Annotated in this window: 18 protein-coding genes; 16 read left to right on the top strand and 2 right to left on the bottom strand. The window is 58.0% G+C overall.

The window, feature by feature from the left end:
- Positions 1 to 25 precede the first annotated feature (25 nt).
- From rpsF to rplI, 4 genes are read left to right on the top strand one after another with little or no spacing between them, the layout of a single operon-like run.
- Positions 26 to 391, top strand: coding sequence for a 30S ribosomal protein S6 (gene rpsF / locus B9Z40_RS00925; RefSeq protein ID WP_100171458.1), 366 nt, complete (start codon positions 26 to 28; stop codon positions 389 to 391).
- Between the two features lie 17 nt (positions 392 to 408).
- Positions 409 to 696 carry a primosomal replication protein N gene (gene priB / locus B9Z40_RS00920; protein WP_100171457.1) on the top strand — a complete coding sequence of 96 codons (288 nt, stop codon included), beginning with the start codon at positions 409 to 411 and terminating at the stop codon, positions 694 to 696.
- 14 nt (positions 697 to 710) lie between these two features.
- Positions 711 to 992 carry a 30S ribosomal protein S18 gene (rpsR, locus tag B9Z40_RS00915; protein ID WP_019427495.1) on the top strand — a complete coding sequence of 94 codons (282 nt, stop codon included), beginning with the start codon at positions 711 to 713 and terminating at the stop codon, positions 990 to 992.
- Positions 993 to 1003: 11 nt separating this feature from the next.
- Positions 1004 to 1456, top strand: a complete 453-nt coding sequence (gene rplI, locus B9Z40_RS00910; protein WP_100171456.1) for a 50S ribosomal protein L9 — start codon at positions 1004 to 1006, stop codon at positions 1454 to 1456.
- A 70-nt stretch (positions 1457 to 1526) separates the two neighbouring features.
- Here the strand turns inward: rplI and B9Z40_RS00905 are convergent, their stop codons facing one another.
- Positions 1527 to 3056 carry a helicase HerA-like C-terminal domain-containing protein gene (locus tag B9Z40_RS00905; protein ID WP_100171455.1) on the bottom strand — a complete coding sequence of 510 codons (1530 nt, stop codon included), beginning with the start codon at positions 3054 to 3056 and terminating at the stop codon, positions 1527 to 1529.
- Positions 3057 to 3127: 71 nt separating this feature from the next.
- On the opposite strand from B9Z40_RS00905, the gene B9Z40_RS00900 reads away from it, so the two are divergent.
- The 9 genes from B9Z40_RS00900 to rng all read left to right on the top strand — a co-directional run bounded on the left by B9Z40_RS00900 (position 3128) and on the right by rng (position 10803).
- Positions 3128 to 3853, top strand: a complete 726-nt coding sequence (locus tag B9Z40_RS00900; protein WP_100171454.1) for a YebC/PmpR family DNA-binding transcriptional regulator — start codon at positions 3128 to 3130, stop codon at positions 3851 to 3853.
- 9 nt (positions 3854 to 3862) lie between these two features.
- Positions 3863 to 5143, top strand: coding sequence for a phosphoribosylamine--glycine ligase (gene purD / locus B9Z40_RS00895; protein WP_100171453.1), 1281 nt, complete (start codon positions 3863 to 3865; stop codon positions 5141 to 5143).
- 14 nt (positions 5144 to 5157) lie between these two features.
- Entirely contained in the window at positions 5158 to 5799 is a 642-nt protein-coding gene (locus B9Z40_RS00890) for a 1-acyl-sn-glycerol-3-phosphate acyltransferase (protein ID WP_100171452.1), read from the top strand.
- A 35-nt stretch (positions 5800 to 5834) separates the two neighbouring features.
- Positions 5835 to 6755, top strand: a complete 921-nt coding sequence (gene hemF, locus B9Z40_RS00885; RefSeq protein ID WP_100171451.1) for an oxygen-dependent coproporphyrinogen oxidase — start codon at positions 5835 to 5837, stop codon at positions 6753 to 6755.
- On the top strand, positions 6746 to 7411 hold the full coding sequence (gene nadD / locus B9Z40_RS00880; RefSeq protein WP_369823424.1) for a nicotinate (nicotinamide) nucleotide adenylyltransferase: 666 nt from the start codon (positions 6746 to 6748) through the stop codon (positions 7409 to 7411). Before hemF ends, nadD begins: the two co-directional genes overlap by 10 nt.
- Positions 7411 to 8178 carry a ribosome silencing factor gene (gene rsfS, locus B9Z40_RS00875; protein ID WP_100171450.1) on the top strand — a complete coding sequence of 256 codons (768 nt, stop codon included), beginning with the start codon at positions 7411 to 7413 and terminating at the stop codon, positions 8176 to 8178. Before nadD ends, rsfS begins: the two co-directional genes overlap by 1 nt.
- Positions 8179 to 8184: 6 nt before the next feature.
- A complete protein-coding gene (gene rlmH / locus B9Z40_RS00870; RefSeq protein ID WP_100171449.1) occupies positions 8185 to 8652 on the top strand; it encodes a 23S rRNA (pseudouridine(1915)-N(3))-methyltransferase RlmH in 468 nt (155 codons plus the stop codon).
- Entirely contained in the window at positions 8649 to 9251 is a 603-nt protein-coding gene (locus tag B9Z40_RS00865; RefSeq protein WP_100171448.1) for a nucleoside triphosphate pyrophosphatase, read from the top strand. Before rlmH ends, B9Z40_RS00865 begins: the two co-directional genes overlap by 4 nt.
- A gap of 79 nt (positions 9252 to 9330) precedes the next feature.
- The gene (rng, locus tag B9Z40_RS00860) at positions 9331 to 10803 is read left to right on the top strand and encodes a ribonuclease G (RefSeq protein WP_100172839.1); all 1473 of its coding nucleotides are present in this window, start codon (positions 9331 to 9333) and stop codon (positions 10801 to 10803) included.
- A gap of 88 nt (positions 10804 to 10891) precedes the next feature.
- On the opposite strand, the gene msbA is transcribed toward rng, so the two are convergent.
- Positions 10892 to 12676 carry a lipid A export permease/ATP-binding protein MsbA gene (msbA, locus tag B9Z40_RS00855; RefSeq protein ID WP_100171447.1) on the bottom strand — a complete coding sequence of 595 codons (1785 nt, stop codon included), beginning with the start codon at positions 12674 to 12676 and terminating at the stop codon, positions 10892 to 10894.
- A 99-nt stretch (positions 12677 to 12775) separates the two neighbouring features.
- On the opposite strand from msbA, the gene tolB reads away from it, so the two are divergent.
- The 3 genes from tolB to ybgF are packed head-to-tail and all read left to right on the top strand — an operon-like array spanning position 12776 to position 15443.
- On the top strand, positions 12776 to 14068 hold the full coding sequence (gene tolB, locus B9Z40_RS00850; RefSeq protein WP_100172838.1) for a Tol-Pal system beta propeller repeat protein TolB: 1293 nt from the start codon (positions 12776 to 12778) through the stop codon (positions 14066 to 14068).
- Between the two features lie 38 nt (positions 14069 to 14106).
- The gene (pal, locus tag B9Z40_RS00845; protein ID WP_100171446.1) at positions 14107 to 14643 is read left to right on the top strand and encodes a peptidoglycan-associated lipoprotein Pal; all 537 of its coding nucleotides are present in this window, start codon (positions 14107 to 14109) and stop codon (positions 14641 to 14643) included.
- 5 nt (positions 14644 to 14648) lie between these two features.
- A complete protein-coding gene (gene ybgF, locus B9Z40_RS00840) occupies positions 14649 to 15443 on the top strand; it encodes a tol-pal system protein YbgF (RefSeq protein WP_100172837.1) in 795 nt (264 codons plus the stop codon).
- Positions 15444 to 15483: the final 40 nt, after the last annotated feature.

Genomic DNA, 15483 nt, shown 5'->3' with positions numbered 1-15483 from the left:
TTTGGGTTAACCGCAAGGAGTCTCAATGCGTCATTACGAAATCATTTTGCTGATCCATCCCGATCAGTCCGAACAAGTTCCAGCCATGCTGGAGCGTTACAAAGGCATGATCGTTGCCGGCGGTGGTGCTATCCACCGTGTTGAAGACTGGGGCCGCCGCCAGCTGGCATACCAGATCAACAAGTTGGGCAAGGCCCATTACCTGTGCGTGAACATTGAAGCCGATCAGGCTGTGATGGCCGAACTCGAGCACGCGTTCAAGTTCAACGATGCTGTTCTGCGTCACCTGACTGTGCTGAAGAAAAAAGCCGACGCCGGTCCTTCGTCCATGATGAAGACGGTCGAGCGCGAAGAAGCCCGCAAGTCACAACAAGCCGAATTCGCCGCTTGACACGTGCCTGTTGAGGAGTGAACCGTACCGAACTGAATGCCTGTATTGCCGAGCAAGCCGCTTTGCGATACACCCCCGCTGGTTTGCCTGCTCTCGATTTGATTTTGGAGCACGCCTCTGAAATCGAAGAGGCTGGGCAAATGCGCAAAGTCCAGTTGAAACTTCGTGCCTTGGCCTTTGGGTCACAGGCTGAAAGACTGGTGAAGCAAACGGTAGGCAGTGTTTGGACGTTCAAAGGCTTTTTGGCCACCCCTCGACAAGGCAAAAGTGTCGTGTTGCACATTCAAGAGTTTCAGCAAGATTAATTTCAGGAGGCCCCATGGCCACGTTCAAAAAATTCAACAAAGACAAGCGCCCTAAGCGCAACACCCAGTCACTGCTGTTCAAGCGCAAGCGTTTCTGCCGCTTCACAGTCACTGGCGTCGAAGAAATCGACTACAAAGATGTCGACACATTGCGTGACTTCATCGCCGAAAACGGCAAGATCATTCCTGCTCGCCTGACTGGTACCCGTGCCATTTTCCAGCGCCAGCTCAACACAGCCATCAAGCGTGCTCGCTTCCTGGCCATGTTGCCCTACACCGACCAGCACAAAGTCTAAGGAGTCCAACCATGCAAATCATTCTGCTCGAAAAGGTTGTGAACCTGGGTAATCTGGGCGATATCGTCAAAGTCAAAGACGGCTACGCTCGCAACTTCCTGATCCCACAAGGCCGCGCCCGTCGCGCCACCGAGACCAACAAGGCCGAGTTCGAAGCTCGCCGTGTTGAACTCGAAAAAGCAGCCGCTGCCAAATTGGCCGAAGCCCAAGCCCAAGGCGAAAAGCTGGCCGGCTTGGTCGTTAAGTTGTCTCAAAAAGCCGGTGTGGATGGCCGTTTGTTTGGTTCCGTGACCAACAACGACATCGCCGAAGCGCTGAACAAGCAAGGCTACAAACTGCTCAAGTCGCAGATCCGTATGCCTCTGGGTCCCATCAAGACCGTCAGCGAATCGACTGTGGCTGTGGCTTTGCACACCGACGTTGTGGTTGACGTGACGGTTGCAGTTCTCGGCGAAAGCGCCTGATCCTGCCTGACTTCGTCAGAAGCATCCAAAACCGCCGGGTTGATCCCCGGCGGTTTTTTTTCGTCTGAAATCAACGGCGTCGGCTTGATCCCAGCAAGCCACCCAGCACGCCGCGCACGATTTCACGGCCAATGGCCGATCCGACGGTCCTGACAGCACTTTTGACCACCATCTGGGCCACACCATCGCGTTGCCCACCACGCGGGCCCGTGCTGCCAAAGAGCAGGTCTGACAACCCGCCCATCAGGCCACCGCTGGCATGCTCGGCCGCAGCGGGTGACTGCCCAGGCAAGGGGGTAGTGGCGCTGCCTGGGCCGGTTGCAGGGGTTTGGCCTTTGATTTTTTCGTAAGCCGACTCTCGGTCCAGGGTTTGCTCATAAACCCCGGCCACCAAAGAGCCTTGAATGATCGCCTGGCGCTGCTCAGAAGTGATGGGCCCGAGTTGGCTGCCTGGCGGCAGCACAAACACGCGCTCGGTCTCACAGGGGCGCCCTTTGCTGTCCAGAAAACTCACCAAAGCTTCTCCTACCGCCAGCTCGGTGATGGCCGCCTCGATGTTCAAGCCCGACTTGGGGCGCATGGTTTGCGCAGTGGCCGCCACAGCTTTTTGGTCGCGTGGTGTGTAGGCCCGCAAGGCGTGCTGTACCCGGTTGCCCAATTGGCCCAGCACGCTGTCGGGAATGTCCAGCGGATTTTGGGTGACAAAGTAGACCCCCACACCTTTGGATCGCACCAAGCGCACCACCAACTCGATGCGTTCCACCAAAGCCGCAGGCGCGTCTTTGAAAAGCAAGTGCGCCTCATCAAAGAAAAACACCAGCTTGGGTTTTTCCGGGTCGCCGATCTCGGGCAAAACCTCAAACAACTCAGACAGCAGCCAGAGCAAGAAAGTGGCGTACAAGCGTGGTGAGTTCATGAGCTTGTCGGCCGCGAGGATGTTCACGACGCCCTGACCCTGCGGGTCGGTCTGCATGAAATCTGCGATGTTGAGCATGGGCTCACCAAAGAATTTGTCGCCGCCTTGGCTTTCAATTTGCAGCAGACCGCGTTGAATTGCGCCAATGCTGGCAGCGCTGATGTTGCCGTACTCGGTGGTGAACTGCTTGGCGTTGTCCCCCACGAATTGCAGCATGGCCCGCAGGTCTTTCATGTCCAGCAGCAGCAAGCCGTTGTCGTCGGCGATCTTGAACACCAAATTCAGCACCCCGGCTTGTGTGTCGTTCAAGCCCAGCATGCGGGTCAGCAGCAACGGCCCCATCTCCGAGATGGTGGCACGCACCGGGTGCCCCTGTTCGCCAAACACGTCCCACACCGTGGTGGGGCAAGCCAGCGACTCTGGCAGGGCCAAGCCGCGTTCTTTGATGACACCCGCCAGTTTTTCGCCGATCTTGCCGCGCTGGCTGATGCCGGTCAGATCGCCTTTCACGTCGGCCATAAAAACCGGCACCCCCAAGCGGGAAAAACTTTCTGCCAAGGTTTGCAAGGTCACGGTTTTGCCCGTACCGGTCGCGCCGGTGATCAGGCCATGGCGGTTGGCCAGACCCGGCAGCAATTGGCATTGGGCCTGGGAATTGAGTGCAATCAGCATCGGATCGGCCATGTTGTGATTTCTCCTGTCGGTGAAAAGTAAAATCCAAGCTCTAGGTTAAATCAACATTCAAGGAATTCCCGATGGCTGGCCACAGTAAATGGGCAAATATTCAGCACCGCAAGGGGCGACAAGACGAAAAACGCCAGCGCATCTGGACCCGGGTTGTCCGTGAAATCATGGTGGCGGCCCGCACAGGGGGCGGTGATGTCAACGCCAACCCCAGGTTGCGGTTGGCCATCGAAAAAGCCAAAGCGGCCAACATGCCGGCCGACACCATCAAGCGCAATGTGGACAAAGCGACAGGCAACCTTGAAGGCGTGAGCTACGAAGAAATCCGATACGAAGGCTACGGCATTGGCGGCGCGGCCATCATTTTGGACACCATGACCGACAACCGCGTGCGCACGGTGGCCGAAGTGCGACACGCTTTGAGCAAGCACGGTGGCAATTTGGGCACCGAAGGATCGGTGGCTTTCCAGTTCAAGCACTGTGGGCAGCTGATCTTTGCCCCTGGCACCAACGAAGACCAAGTCATGACCGTGGCACTGGAAGCGGGCGCGGAGGACGTGATCATGGACGATGACGGTGCCATCGAGGTGTTGACCGCTTATACCGATTTTGAATCCGTGAAAAATGCACTGGAGGCTGCTGGCTTGGTTGCTGAGATGGCCGAAGTGACCATGCGGCCTGAAAACAGTGTGACTTTGTCCGGTGAAGATGCTGCCAAAATGCAAAAATTACTGGATGTGTTGGAAGATTTGGACGACGTTCAAAACGTGTTCCATAACGCTGAAATTGAAGACTAAGGAAGTTGGATGAAAGTATTGGTAGTCGGCAGTGGTGGCCGTGAACACGCCATGGCGTGGAAATTGGCGCAGTCACCCAAAATCCAACAGGTTTATGTGGCACCTGGCAACGGCGGCACAGCCAAAGACGCACAGCTGATCAATGTGCCCATGACTGACCTGGTTCAGCTGCGGCAGTGGGCCATCGACAACCACATTGGCCTCACGCTGGTGGGCCCCGAAGCGCCCCTAGCCGCAGGCATCGTGGACGATTTTCGGGCGCATGGTTTGCGCATTTTTGGCCCCACACAAGCGGCGGCACAGTTGGAAAGCTCCAAAGCCTTTTCCAAAGCCTTCATGGAGCGCCACGGCATTCCTACCGCCGAATTTGAGACCTTCACCGATGCTGCGCTGGCCCATGCCTATGTGGACCGCAAAGGCGCCCCTATTGTGGTCAAGGCGGATGGCCTGGCAGCAGGCAAAGGCGTGGTCGTGGCCATGAGCTTGACTGAAGCTCACGAGGCGATTGATTTCATGTTGCTCGACAACACCCTAGGCGTCGCCCACAACGTGGGCGGTGCAAGGGTGGTGATCGAAGAATTTTTGATGGGCGAAGAAGCCAGTTTCATGGTGCTGTGTGATGGCAAGAACGTGGCGGCTTTGGCCACCAGCCAGGACCACAAACGATTGCTGAACGGCGATGAAGGCCCCAATACAGGCGGTATGGGCGCTTATTCTCCTGCGCCTGTGGTGACGGCCGAAGTGCATGCCCGCGCGCTGCGCGAAGTCATCTTGCCCACCATCCGTGGCATGGACAAAGACGGCATCAACTACACCGGATTTTTGTACGCAGGCTTGATGATCGACCCGCAAGGGCGCATCAAGACGCTGGAGTTCAATTGCCGCATGGGCGACCCCGAAACCCAGCCCATTTTGATGCGCTTGAAGTCGGACTTGCTGGAAGTGCTCTTGGCAGCCACCTCCGAAGGTCTGGACCAGCTGGAGATGGAATGGGACCGCCGTGTTGCTTTGGGCGTGGTCATGGCCGCAGCCGGTTACCCGATGAACCCACGCAAGGGCGACCCGATCACGGGCCTGCCCAAGGACCAGGACGACGCCATGGTGTTCCATGCGGGCACCACCGAAAAAGACGGTCAAATTTTGACTTCGGGTGGGCGTGTCTTGTGCGTCACGGCGCTGGCCGATTCGGTCAAACAAGCGCAGCAAAAAGCCTACCAAACCGCCCGTCCGATTGCCTTTGACGGCATGCAGATGCGCGAGGACATTGGTTACCGCGCCATCAAAAACTGAAACCCCGAACGTTCATGAGTACCTTGATCCGTAATCCAGTGACCTTCAAGGGCTCCCGTTTGGCACTTTGGATTTTGAAAATGCTGGGTTGGCGCGTGAACTTTGACGGCTTTCCCGCCCGACAAGGCGTGGCCATTGTTTACCCCCACACCAGCAACTGGGATTTTCCGATCGGCATGCTGGCCAAATGGGCGATGGGGATTCCGGCCCACTTTTGGGGCAAGGACTCGCTGTTCAAGTTTCCTTTGATCGGCGCTTGGATGCGCTGGGTGGGCGGTATCCCGATTGACCGCAGCTCGTCTCGCGGTGTGGTGGGCCAGATGGTGCATGTGTTCGAGCAGCACAAGCAAAATGACGAGTTGCTCTGGCTGGCCCTGGCCCCTGAGGGCACGCGCAGCCTCACGCCAGGCTGGCGCAGCGGTTTTTACCAATTGGCCTTGGGGGCGCAGGTGCCCTTGGCGCTGGTCAAGCTCGACTGGGGGCAACGCTGCTTCAGTGTGGTCGACTTTTACGACCTGACCGGACAAGTGGAACAGGATTACGCCCACATGGCACAGGTCTTTGAGGGGGTCAAAGGCTTCCACGAAGACCAGATGGGACCCATACTTCCTTGGAGCAAGGCCCAGGCCGTCGACTCCACCCGCCTGAAACCCTGAAGATTTACGGAACCTTTTTAACGGTCAAATCCACCATGAGCTCCAACTTTGAAATCGGCACCGTCAAAAACTATCTGTTGGGTTTGCAGTCCCGCATCACAGGCGCCTTGACCGAGCTGGATGGCACCCCATTCCTCACCGATGCGTGGCAAAAAGACCCAGGTGAAAAACTCCAAGGCAACGGCGTCACGCAGATCTTGGAAGGTGGCCCTATTTTTGAGCGGGCTGGTTGCGGTTTTTCCCATGTCACGGGACCGCAGTTGCCGCCCTCGGCCACCCAACACCGCCCAGAATTGGCCGGTTCGGCCTTCGAGGCCATGGGCGTGTCTTTGGTGTTTCATCCCCGCAACCCTTATGTGCCCACGGTTCACATGAATGTGCGCATGATCGCGGCCAAGCCTGAGGGCAGGGCACCCGTGGCCTGGTTCGGTGGCGGTATGGACCTGACGCCTTATTACGGCTTTGACGAAGACGCGGTGCATTTTCACCAAACGTGCAAAGACGCATTGGCCCCTTTTGGCGAGGCTTTGCACCCGCGTTTCAAAACTTGGTGCGACGATTACTTTTGCAACAAACACCGTCACGAGCAGCGTGGTGTGGGCGGCATTTTCTTTGATGACTTTTCTGAGCTGGGCATGGACCGGAGCTTTGCCATGATGCAAAGCGTGGGCGATGCCTTGCTGAGCGCCTACATGCCCATCGTGCAGCGCCGCATGGACACACCTTACGGTGAAAGCGAGCGCGATTTTCAGCTGTACCGCCGGGGCCGTTATGTCGAGTTCAACTTGGTCTGGGACCGAGGCACGCACTTCGGTCTGCAGTCGGGTGGCCGCACCGAGTCGATTTTGTTGTCCATGCCGCCTGAGGTGCGCTGGTCGTACCAGCGCAAAGACGAGGCTGGCTCGCCGGAGGAACGCTTGCTCAGCCACTTTTTGGTGCCCAAGGACTGGGTTTGAGTCTGCCGCCCAACGCATCCGCTGAAAACGCAGACGTCCGCCGTCTGGGGGTTTTCGGCGGCGCGTTTGACCCGCCACACCCGGCCCATGTGGCGCTGGTTGAGTCGGCCATTGGCCAATTGCACTTGGACCGTGTGCACGTTGTGCCGACTGGGCAGGCCTGGCACAAAACACGCGCTTTGACCGATGCCCACCATCGCGTGGCCATGGCCCGTTTGGCTTTTGAGCCACTGCCCCAAGTGGTGGTCGACGAACGCGAAGTTCTCCGTGCGGGTCCTAGCTACACGGTGGACACTTTGCAAGCGCTGCAAACCGAATTTCCGCAGGCGCAGCTGTATTTGTTGTTGGGTGACGACCAACGCCGGTCGTTGCCTTCATGGCACCAAATCGCTGAAATCGGTCGCATCGCTATAATCTGCGCCGCAGGCCGTGATATGGCCGTGCGAGCCTGGAATGAAGATTTGGACTCGCCCGCGTCACCAGCAAAGCTTTCTGACACGTTGCAAGCGCGCATTCTCAACTTGGACATGCCGCTGATGCCCCACAGTGCCACGGACATCCGTGTGCTGGCGGCCCAAGAGCAGACCTTGACCGGTCTGGTCACCCCCGCCATTGCGCGCTATATTCACGACCACCACCTTTACAGGCCCCATTGATGACCGAAAACGCAGCCAAAAAAGACATTCAAAAACTCCAGCGGGCCATTGTGGATGCCCTGGAGGACGTCAAGGCCCAAGAAATTCAGGTGTTTGACACCGAGCACCTGTCCTCGTTGTTTGAACGGGTCATCATCGCTTCGGGCACTTCGAACCGCCAGACCAAAGCGTTGGCCGCCAGTGTGCGAGACAAAGTGCGCAACGCAGGTTTTGGCAAGCCTCGCATGGAAGGCGAAGACAACGGCGAATGGATCATTGTGGACTGCGGCCCAGCTGTGGTGCACATCATGCAGCCGACCATTCGCACCTACTACAACCTGGAAGAAATCTGGGGCGGCACACCCGTGCGTTTGAAGTTTGGTGCGCCCAAGCCCTTGGCCACGGCCGAGGTCAAAGGCCACATCAAAAACTCGGTAGCCAAAAAAGCCACCGCTAAAACCGGCACGGCCAAAACTGGCACGGTCAAAACTGTGCCGGCTAAGACTGCTGCGGCCAAGCCGGCTGCTAAAGCCAAGCCTGCTTTGAAAGCCCCGGCCAAAACAGCCAAGCCAGCGGCCAAATCAACGGCCAAACCAGCAGTGAAGACCGCAGCCAAAACTGCGGCCAAGACCAGCAAACCCGCCGTGAAAACTGTGGGCAAACCTGCAAGCAAGCCTGCAGCCAAATCGGCCGCCAAGCCCGCAGCCAAAACTTCGGCAAAACCTGCTGCCAAGAAGGCTCCAGCGCGCAAGGCCGTGCAAGCCTCGACACGTCGCAAAGCCGATTGATCCTGCATGAAGCTGCTGATCGTGGCGGTCGGCCTGAGGGTGCCGGACTGGGCGCAAATCGCTTGGGACGACTACGCCAAACGCTTTCCACCTGAGCTCAAGGTCGAGCTCAAGGCGGTCAAAACCGAGCCCCGGGGCTCCAAAACTTTGCCCAACCTGTACGCGGCCGAGCGCCAGCGGATCGAAGCGGCTATCCCGCGTGGCACCCGTGTCGTTGCTTTGGACGAGCGCGGCACCAACCTCACGACCCAGGCCTTGGCCACCCGGCTGACCAGCTGGCAGCTGGGCGGTGACGATGTGGCCCTGGTCATTGGCGGCCCTGATGGGCTGGAGCCCGAGTTCCGGCAAGCAGCGCATGAACGCATCCGCCTGTCCGACATGACTTTGCCCCACGCGATGGCCCGAGTTTTGCTGATCGAGCAGCTCTACCGCGCATGGTCCATCAACGCCAACCACCCTTATCACCGCGAATGAGTGACTTCATTTACCTCGCGTCCCAAAGCCCTCGGCGCAGCCAGCTCCTTGACCAAATCGGTGTGGCCCATAAGCTGCTGCTGGCCTCGCCAGAAGAGGATGCCGAGTCTCTGGAAGAGGTGCGTGGCGCGGAAGCGCCCGCACGCTATGTGGCGCGGGTGACCGGGCTCAAACTCGATGCTGCGGTGCAGCGCTTGAAGCGCCAAGACCTGCCTGCAGCCCCGGTGCTGTGCGCCGACACCACCGTGTGTATGGGCCGCGAAATTCTGGGCAAACCAGCGAATGAGGTCGATGCGGTGCGCATGCTCCAGCGTCTGGCAGGCGAAAACCACCGCGTTTTGACGGCTGTGGCGGTGCAAAAGGGAAGCAAGCGGGTGTCGGCGGTGTGCGAATCCTGGGTGCGCTTTGCGCCCATGACGCCCGCGCAAATCAAGGCCTACGTCGCCACGGGCGAACCCATGGGCAAAGCTGGCGCTTACGGCGTACAGGGCAGGGCAGCTGCCCACATTGAACAGATCCGTGGCAGTTATTCAGGCATCATGGGTTTGCCGCTGTTCGAGACAGCAGCTTTGCTGCGCTCACTGGGTGTGCGCTGCTGAGGTTTTGCGCGCAGTACGCCTTTGACGGCGCTTTGCCCTGACCCGATTTGTTTTCACTTTCTACCCACTGATGCCCTCCATGCAACAAGATATTTTGGTCAATTGGTCGCCCCAGGAAACCCGCGTGGCGGTGGTGGAGTTTGCCGCGGTGCAAGAGTTGCATGTGGAACGCACCCTTGAGCGTGGTCTGGTGGGCAATGTTTATCTGGGCAAAGTGGCGCGGGTCTTGCCAGGCATGCAATCGGCCTTCATCGACATTGGCTTGGACAAAGCCGCTTTTTTGCATGTCGCCGACGTGTGGCAAAAGCATGCCGAAGGGGAGGCTGCGACCGCCCGCACGGGTCAGCCGCTGGTGCCGATTGAAAAACAAGTGTTTGAAGGCCGTGCCATCATGGTGCAGGTCATCAAGGACCCGATGGGCACCAAGGGCGCTCGTTTGTCTACGCAAATCAGCATTGCGGGCCGACACCTGGTCTTCTTGCCGCAAGACGACCACATTGGTGTGTCACAAAAAATCCCGGCAGACCAGCGCGACGCCTTGCGTCAAAGGCTGCAGGCCCTGGTGGGCCCGGCTGGAGGCGGTTTTATTTTGCGCACCAATGCCGAAGACTCCAGCGACGAAGAGCTGCAAGACGATATCGCTTACCTGCGCAAAACCTGGGCTCGCATCAAAGAGGCCTCGATGCGCCTGCCTCCCGCGTCGATTCTTCACCAAGATTTGACATTGCTGCAACGTGTTTTGCGTGATTTGGTGGGAGAGGCCACACAAAGCATCCGCATCGACTCGCAGGAACAGTTTGCCCAGTTGCAGGCTTTTGGCCAGGAGTTCATGCCCAAAGCGGCCGAGCGCTTGCAGCATTACAAGGGTGAGCGTCCGATTTTTGACCTGTATGCCATCGACGAGGAAATCGCCAAAGCACTGGGCAGAAGGGTGGACCTGAAATCGGGCGGCTACTTGATCATCGACCAAACCGAAGCGCTCACGACTGTGGACGTGAACACGGGCGGTTATGTGGGATCTCGTAATTTTGAGGACACGATCTTCAAGACCAATTTGGAAGCCGCCCAGGCCATCGCCCGCCAATTGCGTTTGCGTAATTTGGGCGGTATCGTGATCGCCGATTTCATCGACATGTCTCGTACCGAGCACCAAGATGCGGTGCTCGCCGAATTTCGCAAGCAGTTGGCGCGTGACCGCGTCAAGACCATGGCCGGTGGCTTTTCATCGCTGGGTTTGCTGGAGATGACGCGAAAACGCACCCGTGAGTCTTTGGCGCACATGCTGTGCGAGCCTTGTCCCAGCTGCCAAGGCAAGGGCATTGTCAAGACGCCGCGTTCGGTGGTCTACGACATCTTGCGCGAGATCCTGCGCGAAGCGCGGCAGTTCAACCCGCGTGAGTTCCGTATCGTCGCGGCCACAGCGGTCATTGACTTGCTGCTGGACGATGAAAGCCAACATCTGGCTGGTTTGTCCGACTTCATCGCCAAGCCCATTTCCTTGCAGGTCGAAACCGCCATGGGTCCTGAGCAATACGACATCGTTTTGCTCTGACAAGTCGCACGTTTTCAGCCTGGCTTGCGGGCGATCTTTCTCAGGTTTGTCCACACCTGCGGCCTACAGCTTGAATACTTTAAAGAGATCAAGCCTTTGAGGTCGTTGTTTCGCTGGTCCATTCGCCGCGGTGGTGCAGCCGCGCATAGGCACCACCTTGGGCCAGCAAGGCAGCGGGAGCGCCTTCCTCCACAATCCGGCCACCCTCCATCACCACCACGCGGTCAGCATGTTCGATGGTGGACAGGCGGTGCGCCACGATCAAGGTGGTGCGCCCTTGCATGAGTTGTTGCAATGCGTCTTGTACCAACCGCTCCGACTCGTTGTCCAATGCAGAGGTGGCCTCGTCCAGGATCAGGATGGGCGCGTCTTTGTACAAAGCCCTGGCGATCGCCAAGCGCTGGCGCTGCCCGCCAGACAGCTGGCTGGCGTTGTGGCCCAGCAGCGTGTCCATGCCTTGGGGCATTTGCGACACATGGGCCCAAAGGTTGGCCGCTTCCAAACTGGCCTGAATGCGCTGGCGATCGGCCTCATGTCCCAGGCAGACGTTGGCCGCCACGGTGTCATTGAGCATCACCACATCCTGGCTGACCATGGCGATCTGCCGGCGCAAGTTGTCCAAGTTCCAGGTTTGAAGGGGGACGCCATCGATGCAGACTTCGCCCGAGCTGTTCTGTACAAAGCGGGGCAGCAACTGGATCAGGGTGGTCTTTCCCGCCCCCGATGTGCCGACCAAAGCCACGGTTTCACCGGGGTTGACCTTCAGCGAAACGTCCGACAAAGCAGGCGGACCATCTGGGGAAAATTGCAAGTGCACATGGCGCCATTCAACCGATCCTTGGGCGCGGGTGCTGGTGTGAGTGCCCTGTGTTTCCTCATGCGCCTCGTGCAAAAGGGACAGACCTCGCTCGAGTGCAGCGAGTCCCCGGGTGATGGGGCTGGAAATTTCGGTCAAGCGTTTGATGGGTGCCACCAGCATCAGCATGGCGGTGATGAAGGCCACAAATCCGCCCACCGTGGCCCCTGAAGCACCATTTTGGCTTTGGTAAAGGGCGATCACCAGCACCATGGACAAGGACAAAGCCGCCATGATTTGGGTCAACGGTGACATGGCGGCCGAGGCGATGGTGGTTTTCAGGGCCAGGCGGCGCAGCACGTTGGCCAGTTGCCCAAAACGGTCTATTTGATGGTCCTGGCCGCCTTGTAACCGCACAACCCGGTGGGCCAGCACGTTTTCTTCGACCACATAGGCCAGATCGTCGGTCGCACTTTGGCTTTCCTTGGTCAACTTGTAAAGCCGCCGCGAAAGTGCTTTCATGATCCAGCTCAACCCAGGGGCCACGGTAAAGACCACCAAAGTGAGCTTCCAGTTGAGCCACATCAAGTAGCTGAGCAAGGCCATCAGGGTGAAGCCATCACGCGCCAGTGCGATGACCGCTGACACCAATTGAGAGGCCCCGTTTTGCACCTCGTACACGATGGTGTTGGACAAAGCGCTGGCCGATTGTTTGGAAAACAAGGACAAATCGGCTTTCATGAGCCGGGCAAACAGCTGGGAGCGCAGTTTTTCCATGCCGTCATTGGTCAGGCGCGACAGCGCGTATTGCGAGAGGAAACTGGCCATCCCACGCACTGTGAACAGGCCCACCACGACCACCGGAATGACCCACAGGGGCAGCTTGTTTTCGGCAAAACCCTTGTCCAAAAGGGGCTGGAACAAGGCGGGGATCATCGGCTCGGTCAAAGCGCCCATCAAGGTGGCCAAAACTGCCACAGCCCAGATTCCCTTTTGGTGGCCAAAATAAGGTGCCAGCTTGCGCAATCTGCTGGGAATGCTGTGGGGCGATGGGGAAGGCGGGGGCGTCTGACTCATGGGCTTGATTGTAAGTAAGACCGCTGTTGAACCGCCTTAAAATGCATTTTTTACGTGTACGATCACGGCTTTCGCACAACCAACGACCTTTTGACCTTCATGAAGCTTGTTTTTTTGCGCAACGTTTTGCTGTCCAGCTTCACTCAACTGCTGCTGTTGAGTTTCATGGCTTTGCCTGCCTGGGCGCAGTTTCGCGTTGAAGTCACGGGCGTCGGCATGACCCAGTTGCCTGTGGTGATGGTCCCTTTCAAAGGCGAGTCGGCTGCACCGCAAAAGCTGGCCAGCATCGTCCAAGCTGACTTGGAGCGCAGTGGTCAGTTCAAGGGCTTGGCTGCGGGCACAGCCGTGATGGACGAATCAAGTCGTCCCGATTGGTCGCCTTGGCGGCAACTGTCGGCCGAGGCGCTGTTGGCCGGGTCGGTCACGCGTTTGGCCGATGGCCGTTATGACGTGCGTGCCCGTTTGTGGGATGTGGTCAAAGGCCAAGACAAAGGCGATTTCAAGGACACCGTCAGTGCCGCTGAACTGCGCTTGTCGGCACACCGGATTGCGGATTGGGTTTATCTGCAATTGACCGGTACGCCTGGCGCGTTTGCTTCGCGCATCAGCTATGTGACCAAGTCGGGCGAACGCTATTCTTTGTGGATTGCCGATTCGGACGGCGAAAATGCCCAATCGGCCCTCACCAGCCCTGAGCCCATCATTTCGCCTTCTTGGTCTCCCAGCGGCAGTCAGCTGGCCTATGTGTCTTTTGAGCAGCGCAAACCCGTGGTGTATGTTCACGAGTTGGCGACAGGCCAACGCCGTGCTGTGGCGAATTTCAAAGGCTCCAACAGTGCCCCAGCGTGGAATGCAGACGGTAAATCCTTGGCGGCCACACTCAGCCGAGATGGCGGCTCACAACTGTTTCGCATTGACTTGCAAGGCGGCGAGCCGCGCCGCTTGACCCAATCGGGCAGCATCAACACAGAACCCGCTTTTTCGCCCGACGGCAGTGCGCTGTTTTTTGTCAGCGACCGGGGCGGCAGCCCTCAAATTTACCGCATGCCTGCGCAAGGTGGACCGGCTGAGCGCGTCACATTTTCTGGCACGTACAACATTTCGCCTGCATTGAGTCCAGACGGCCGTTGGTTGGCGTACGTCTCTAGAATGGGCGCAGGCTTTCGCCTTCACCTGATGGAATTGGCCTCTGGTCAAGTCACGGCGCTCACCGACACATCGGCCGATGAGCGCCCCAGTTTTGCACCCAACAGCCGCCTGTTGGTCTATGCGTCGATTGTCCAAGGCCGTGAGTCCTTGATGACCACCACCCTGGATGGCCGTGTCAAAGCCCGTTTGGCTGGACAGGGCGGTGACATTCGGGAACCCCATTGGGGCCCGGTACGCAAATGATTTTTGAATAGATGCTTTTTTAATTAACGAGGTAAATCATGAAGACTCAATTTTTGGCCAGCGCTTTGTTGGTGGCTCTTTTGGCAGGTTGCGCATCGGGCGTGAAGTTGGACGATGTGCCTGTGGAAGACAAATCGGCCACATCCTCTGGCGTGTCGACACAAGGCATTGGCAACAACCAAAGCGGTGCACAAACTGGCGTGGCCAGCGTGGTGGTGGACAAGGCCGGAGTCGGTATCGGCCCTGTGGGCATCGCGCATGTGGTCTTCTTTGATTACGACAGCTTTGTGGTGCGCGCTGAAGCCCGCCCGGTCATTGAAAGCCATGCCCGTTTCTTGCAGGCCAACAAACAGCGCAAAGCCAATCTGGAAGGCCACACCGACGAGCGCGGCGGCCGTGAATACAACCTGGCCTTGGGTCAAAAGCGTGCCGAAGCCGTGCGTCAAGCCCTGAGCTTGATGGGCGTGCCAGAAAGCCAGTTGGAAGCCGTGAGCTACGGCAAAGAAAAACCTGCAGCCCAAGGTTCTGCCGAAGTCGATTTGGCCAAGAACCGCCGCGTTGAAATCCGGTATTGAACATCATGAACTTGCGCACCTTGTCTCTTTTGGCTGGTTCGAAATGGCTGGTGGTGTGGGGCCTGTCCGCTTGGATAGGCATCGCCCAAGCGGCGCTGTTTGAAGACAATGAGGCCCGCAAAGCCATTTTGGATTTGCGCCAGCGCGTCGAGCAATCGAATGCAGCCATCAAAAGCCTGACAGACGAAAACGCGCAACTGCGCCGAGCCTTGCTTGATTTTCAAGGCCAGATCGACGGTCTGAAAGCCGAGTTGTCGCAAAGCCGTGGTGCCCAAGAACAAGCGACGCGGACTCAGGCTGAATTGGCCCGAGCCGTGTCCGATTTTCAAATTCGTCAAAAAGACTTGGCGGTGGGTGTAGAAGATCGCTTGCGCCGCTTCGACCCTGTGAAGGTCACTTTGGATGGTCTTGAGTTCATGGCCGAACCGGCTGAAAAGCGGGACTACGATGCGGCGATGGAGACCTTTCGCAAAGGTGATTTTGCGACAGCGCAATTGGCCTTGGCGGCTTTTGTGCAGCGGTACCGCACCAGCGGCTACGCCGCTTCATCCCTTTTTTGGTTGGGCAATGCGCAATACGCCAACAAGGACTACAAAGAGTCGATGGCGAATTTCCAGCTCATGTTGAAATCTGCACCGACCCATCCTCGTGCACCTGAGGCCATGCTGGCCGTGTCCAACGTGCAAATCGAATTGAAGGACCTCAAGGGGGCCCGCAAAACGATGGAGGAGTTGGTCAAAGCCTATCCCGCCTCTGAAACCGCGGCCACCGCTCGCGAACGCTTGCTGCGTTTGCGTTGAAGTTCGGGGTCATCGGTGATCAGCCTTGAGCAGTTGCAGT

The sequence above is a fragment of the Limnohabitans sp. 15K genome, assembly GCF_002778285.1.
In the GTDB taxonomy this organism is placed as follows: Bacteria; Pseudomonadota; Gammaproteobacteria; order Burkholderiales; family Burkholderiaceae_C; genus Limnohabitans_A.
Note: the sequence above shows the minus strand (reverse complement) of the source record. Positions and strands in the feature narration are given on the sequence as shown.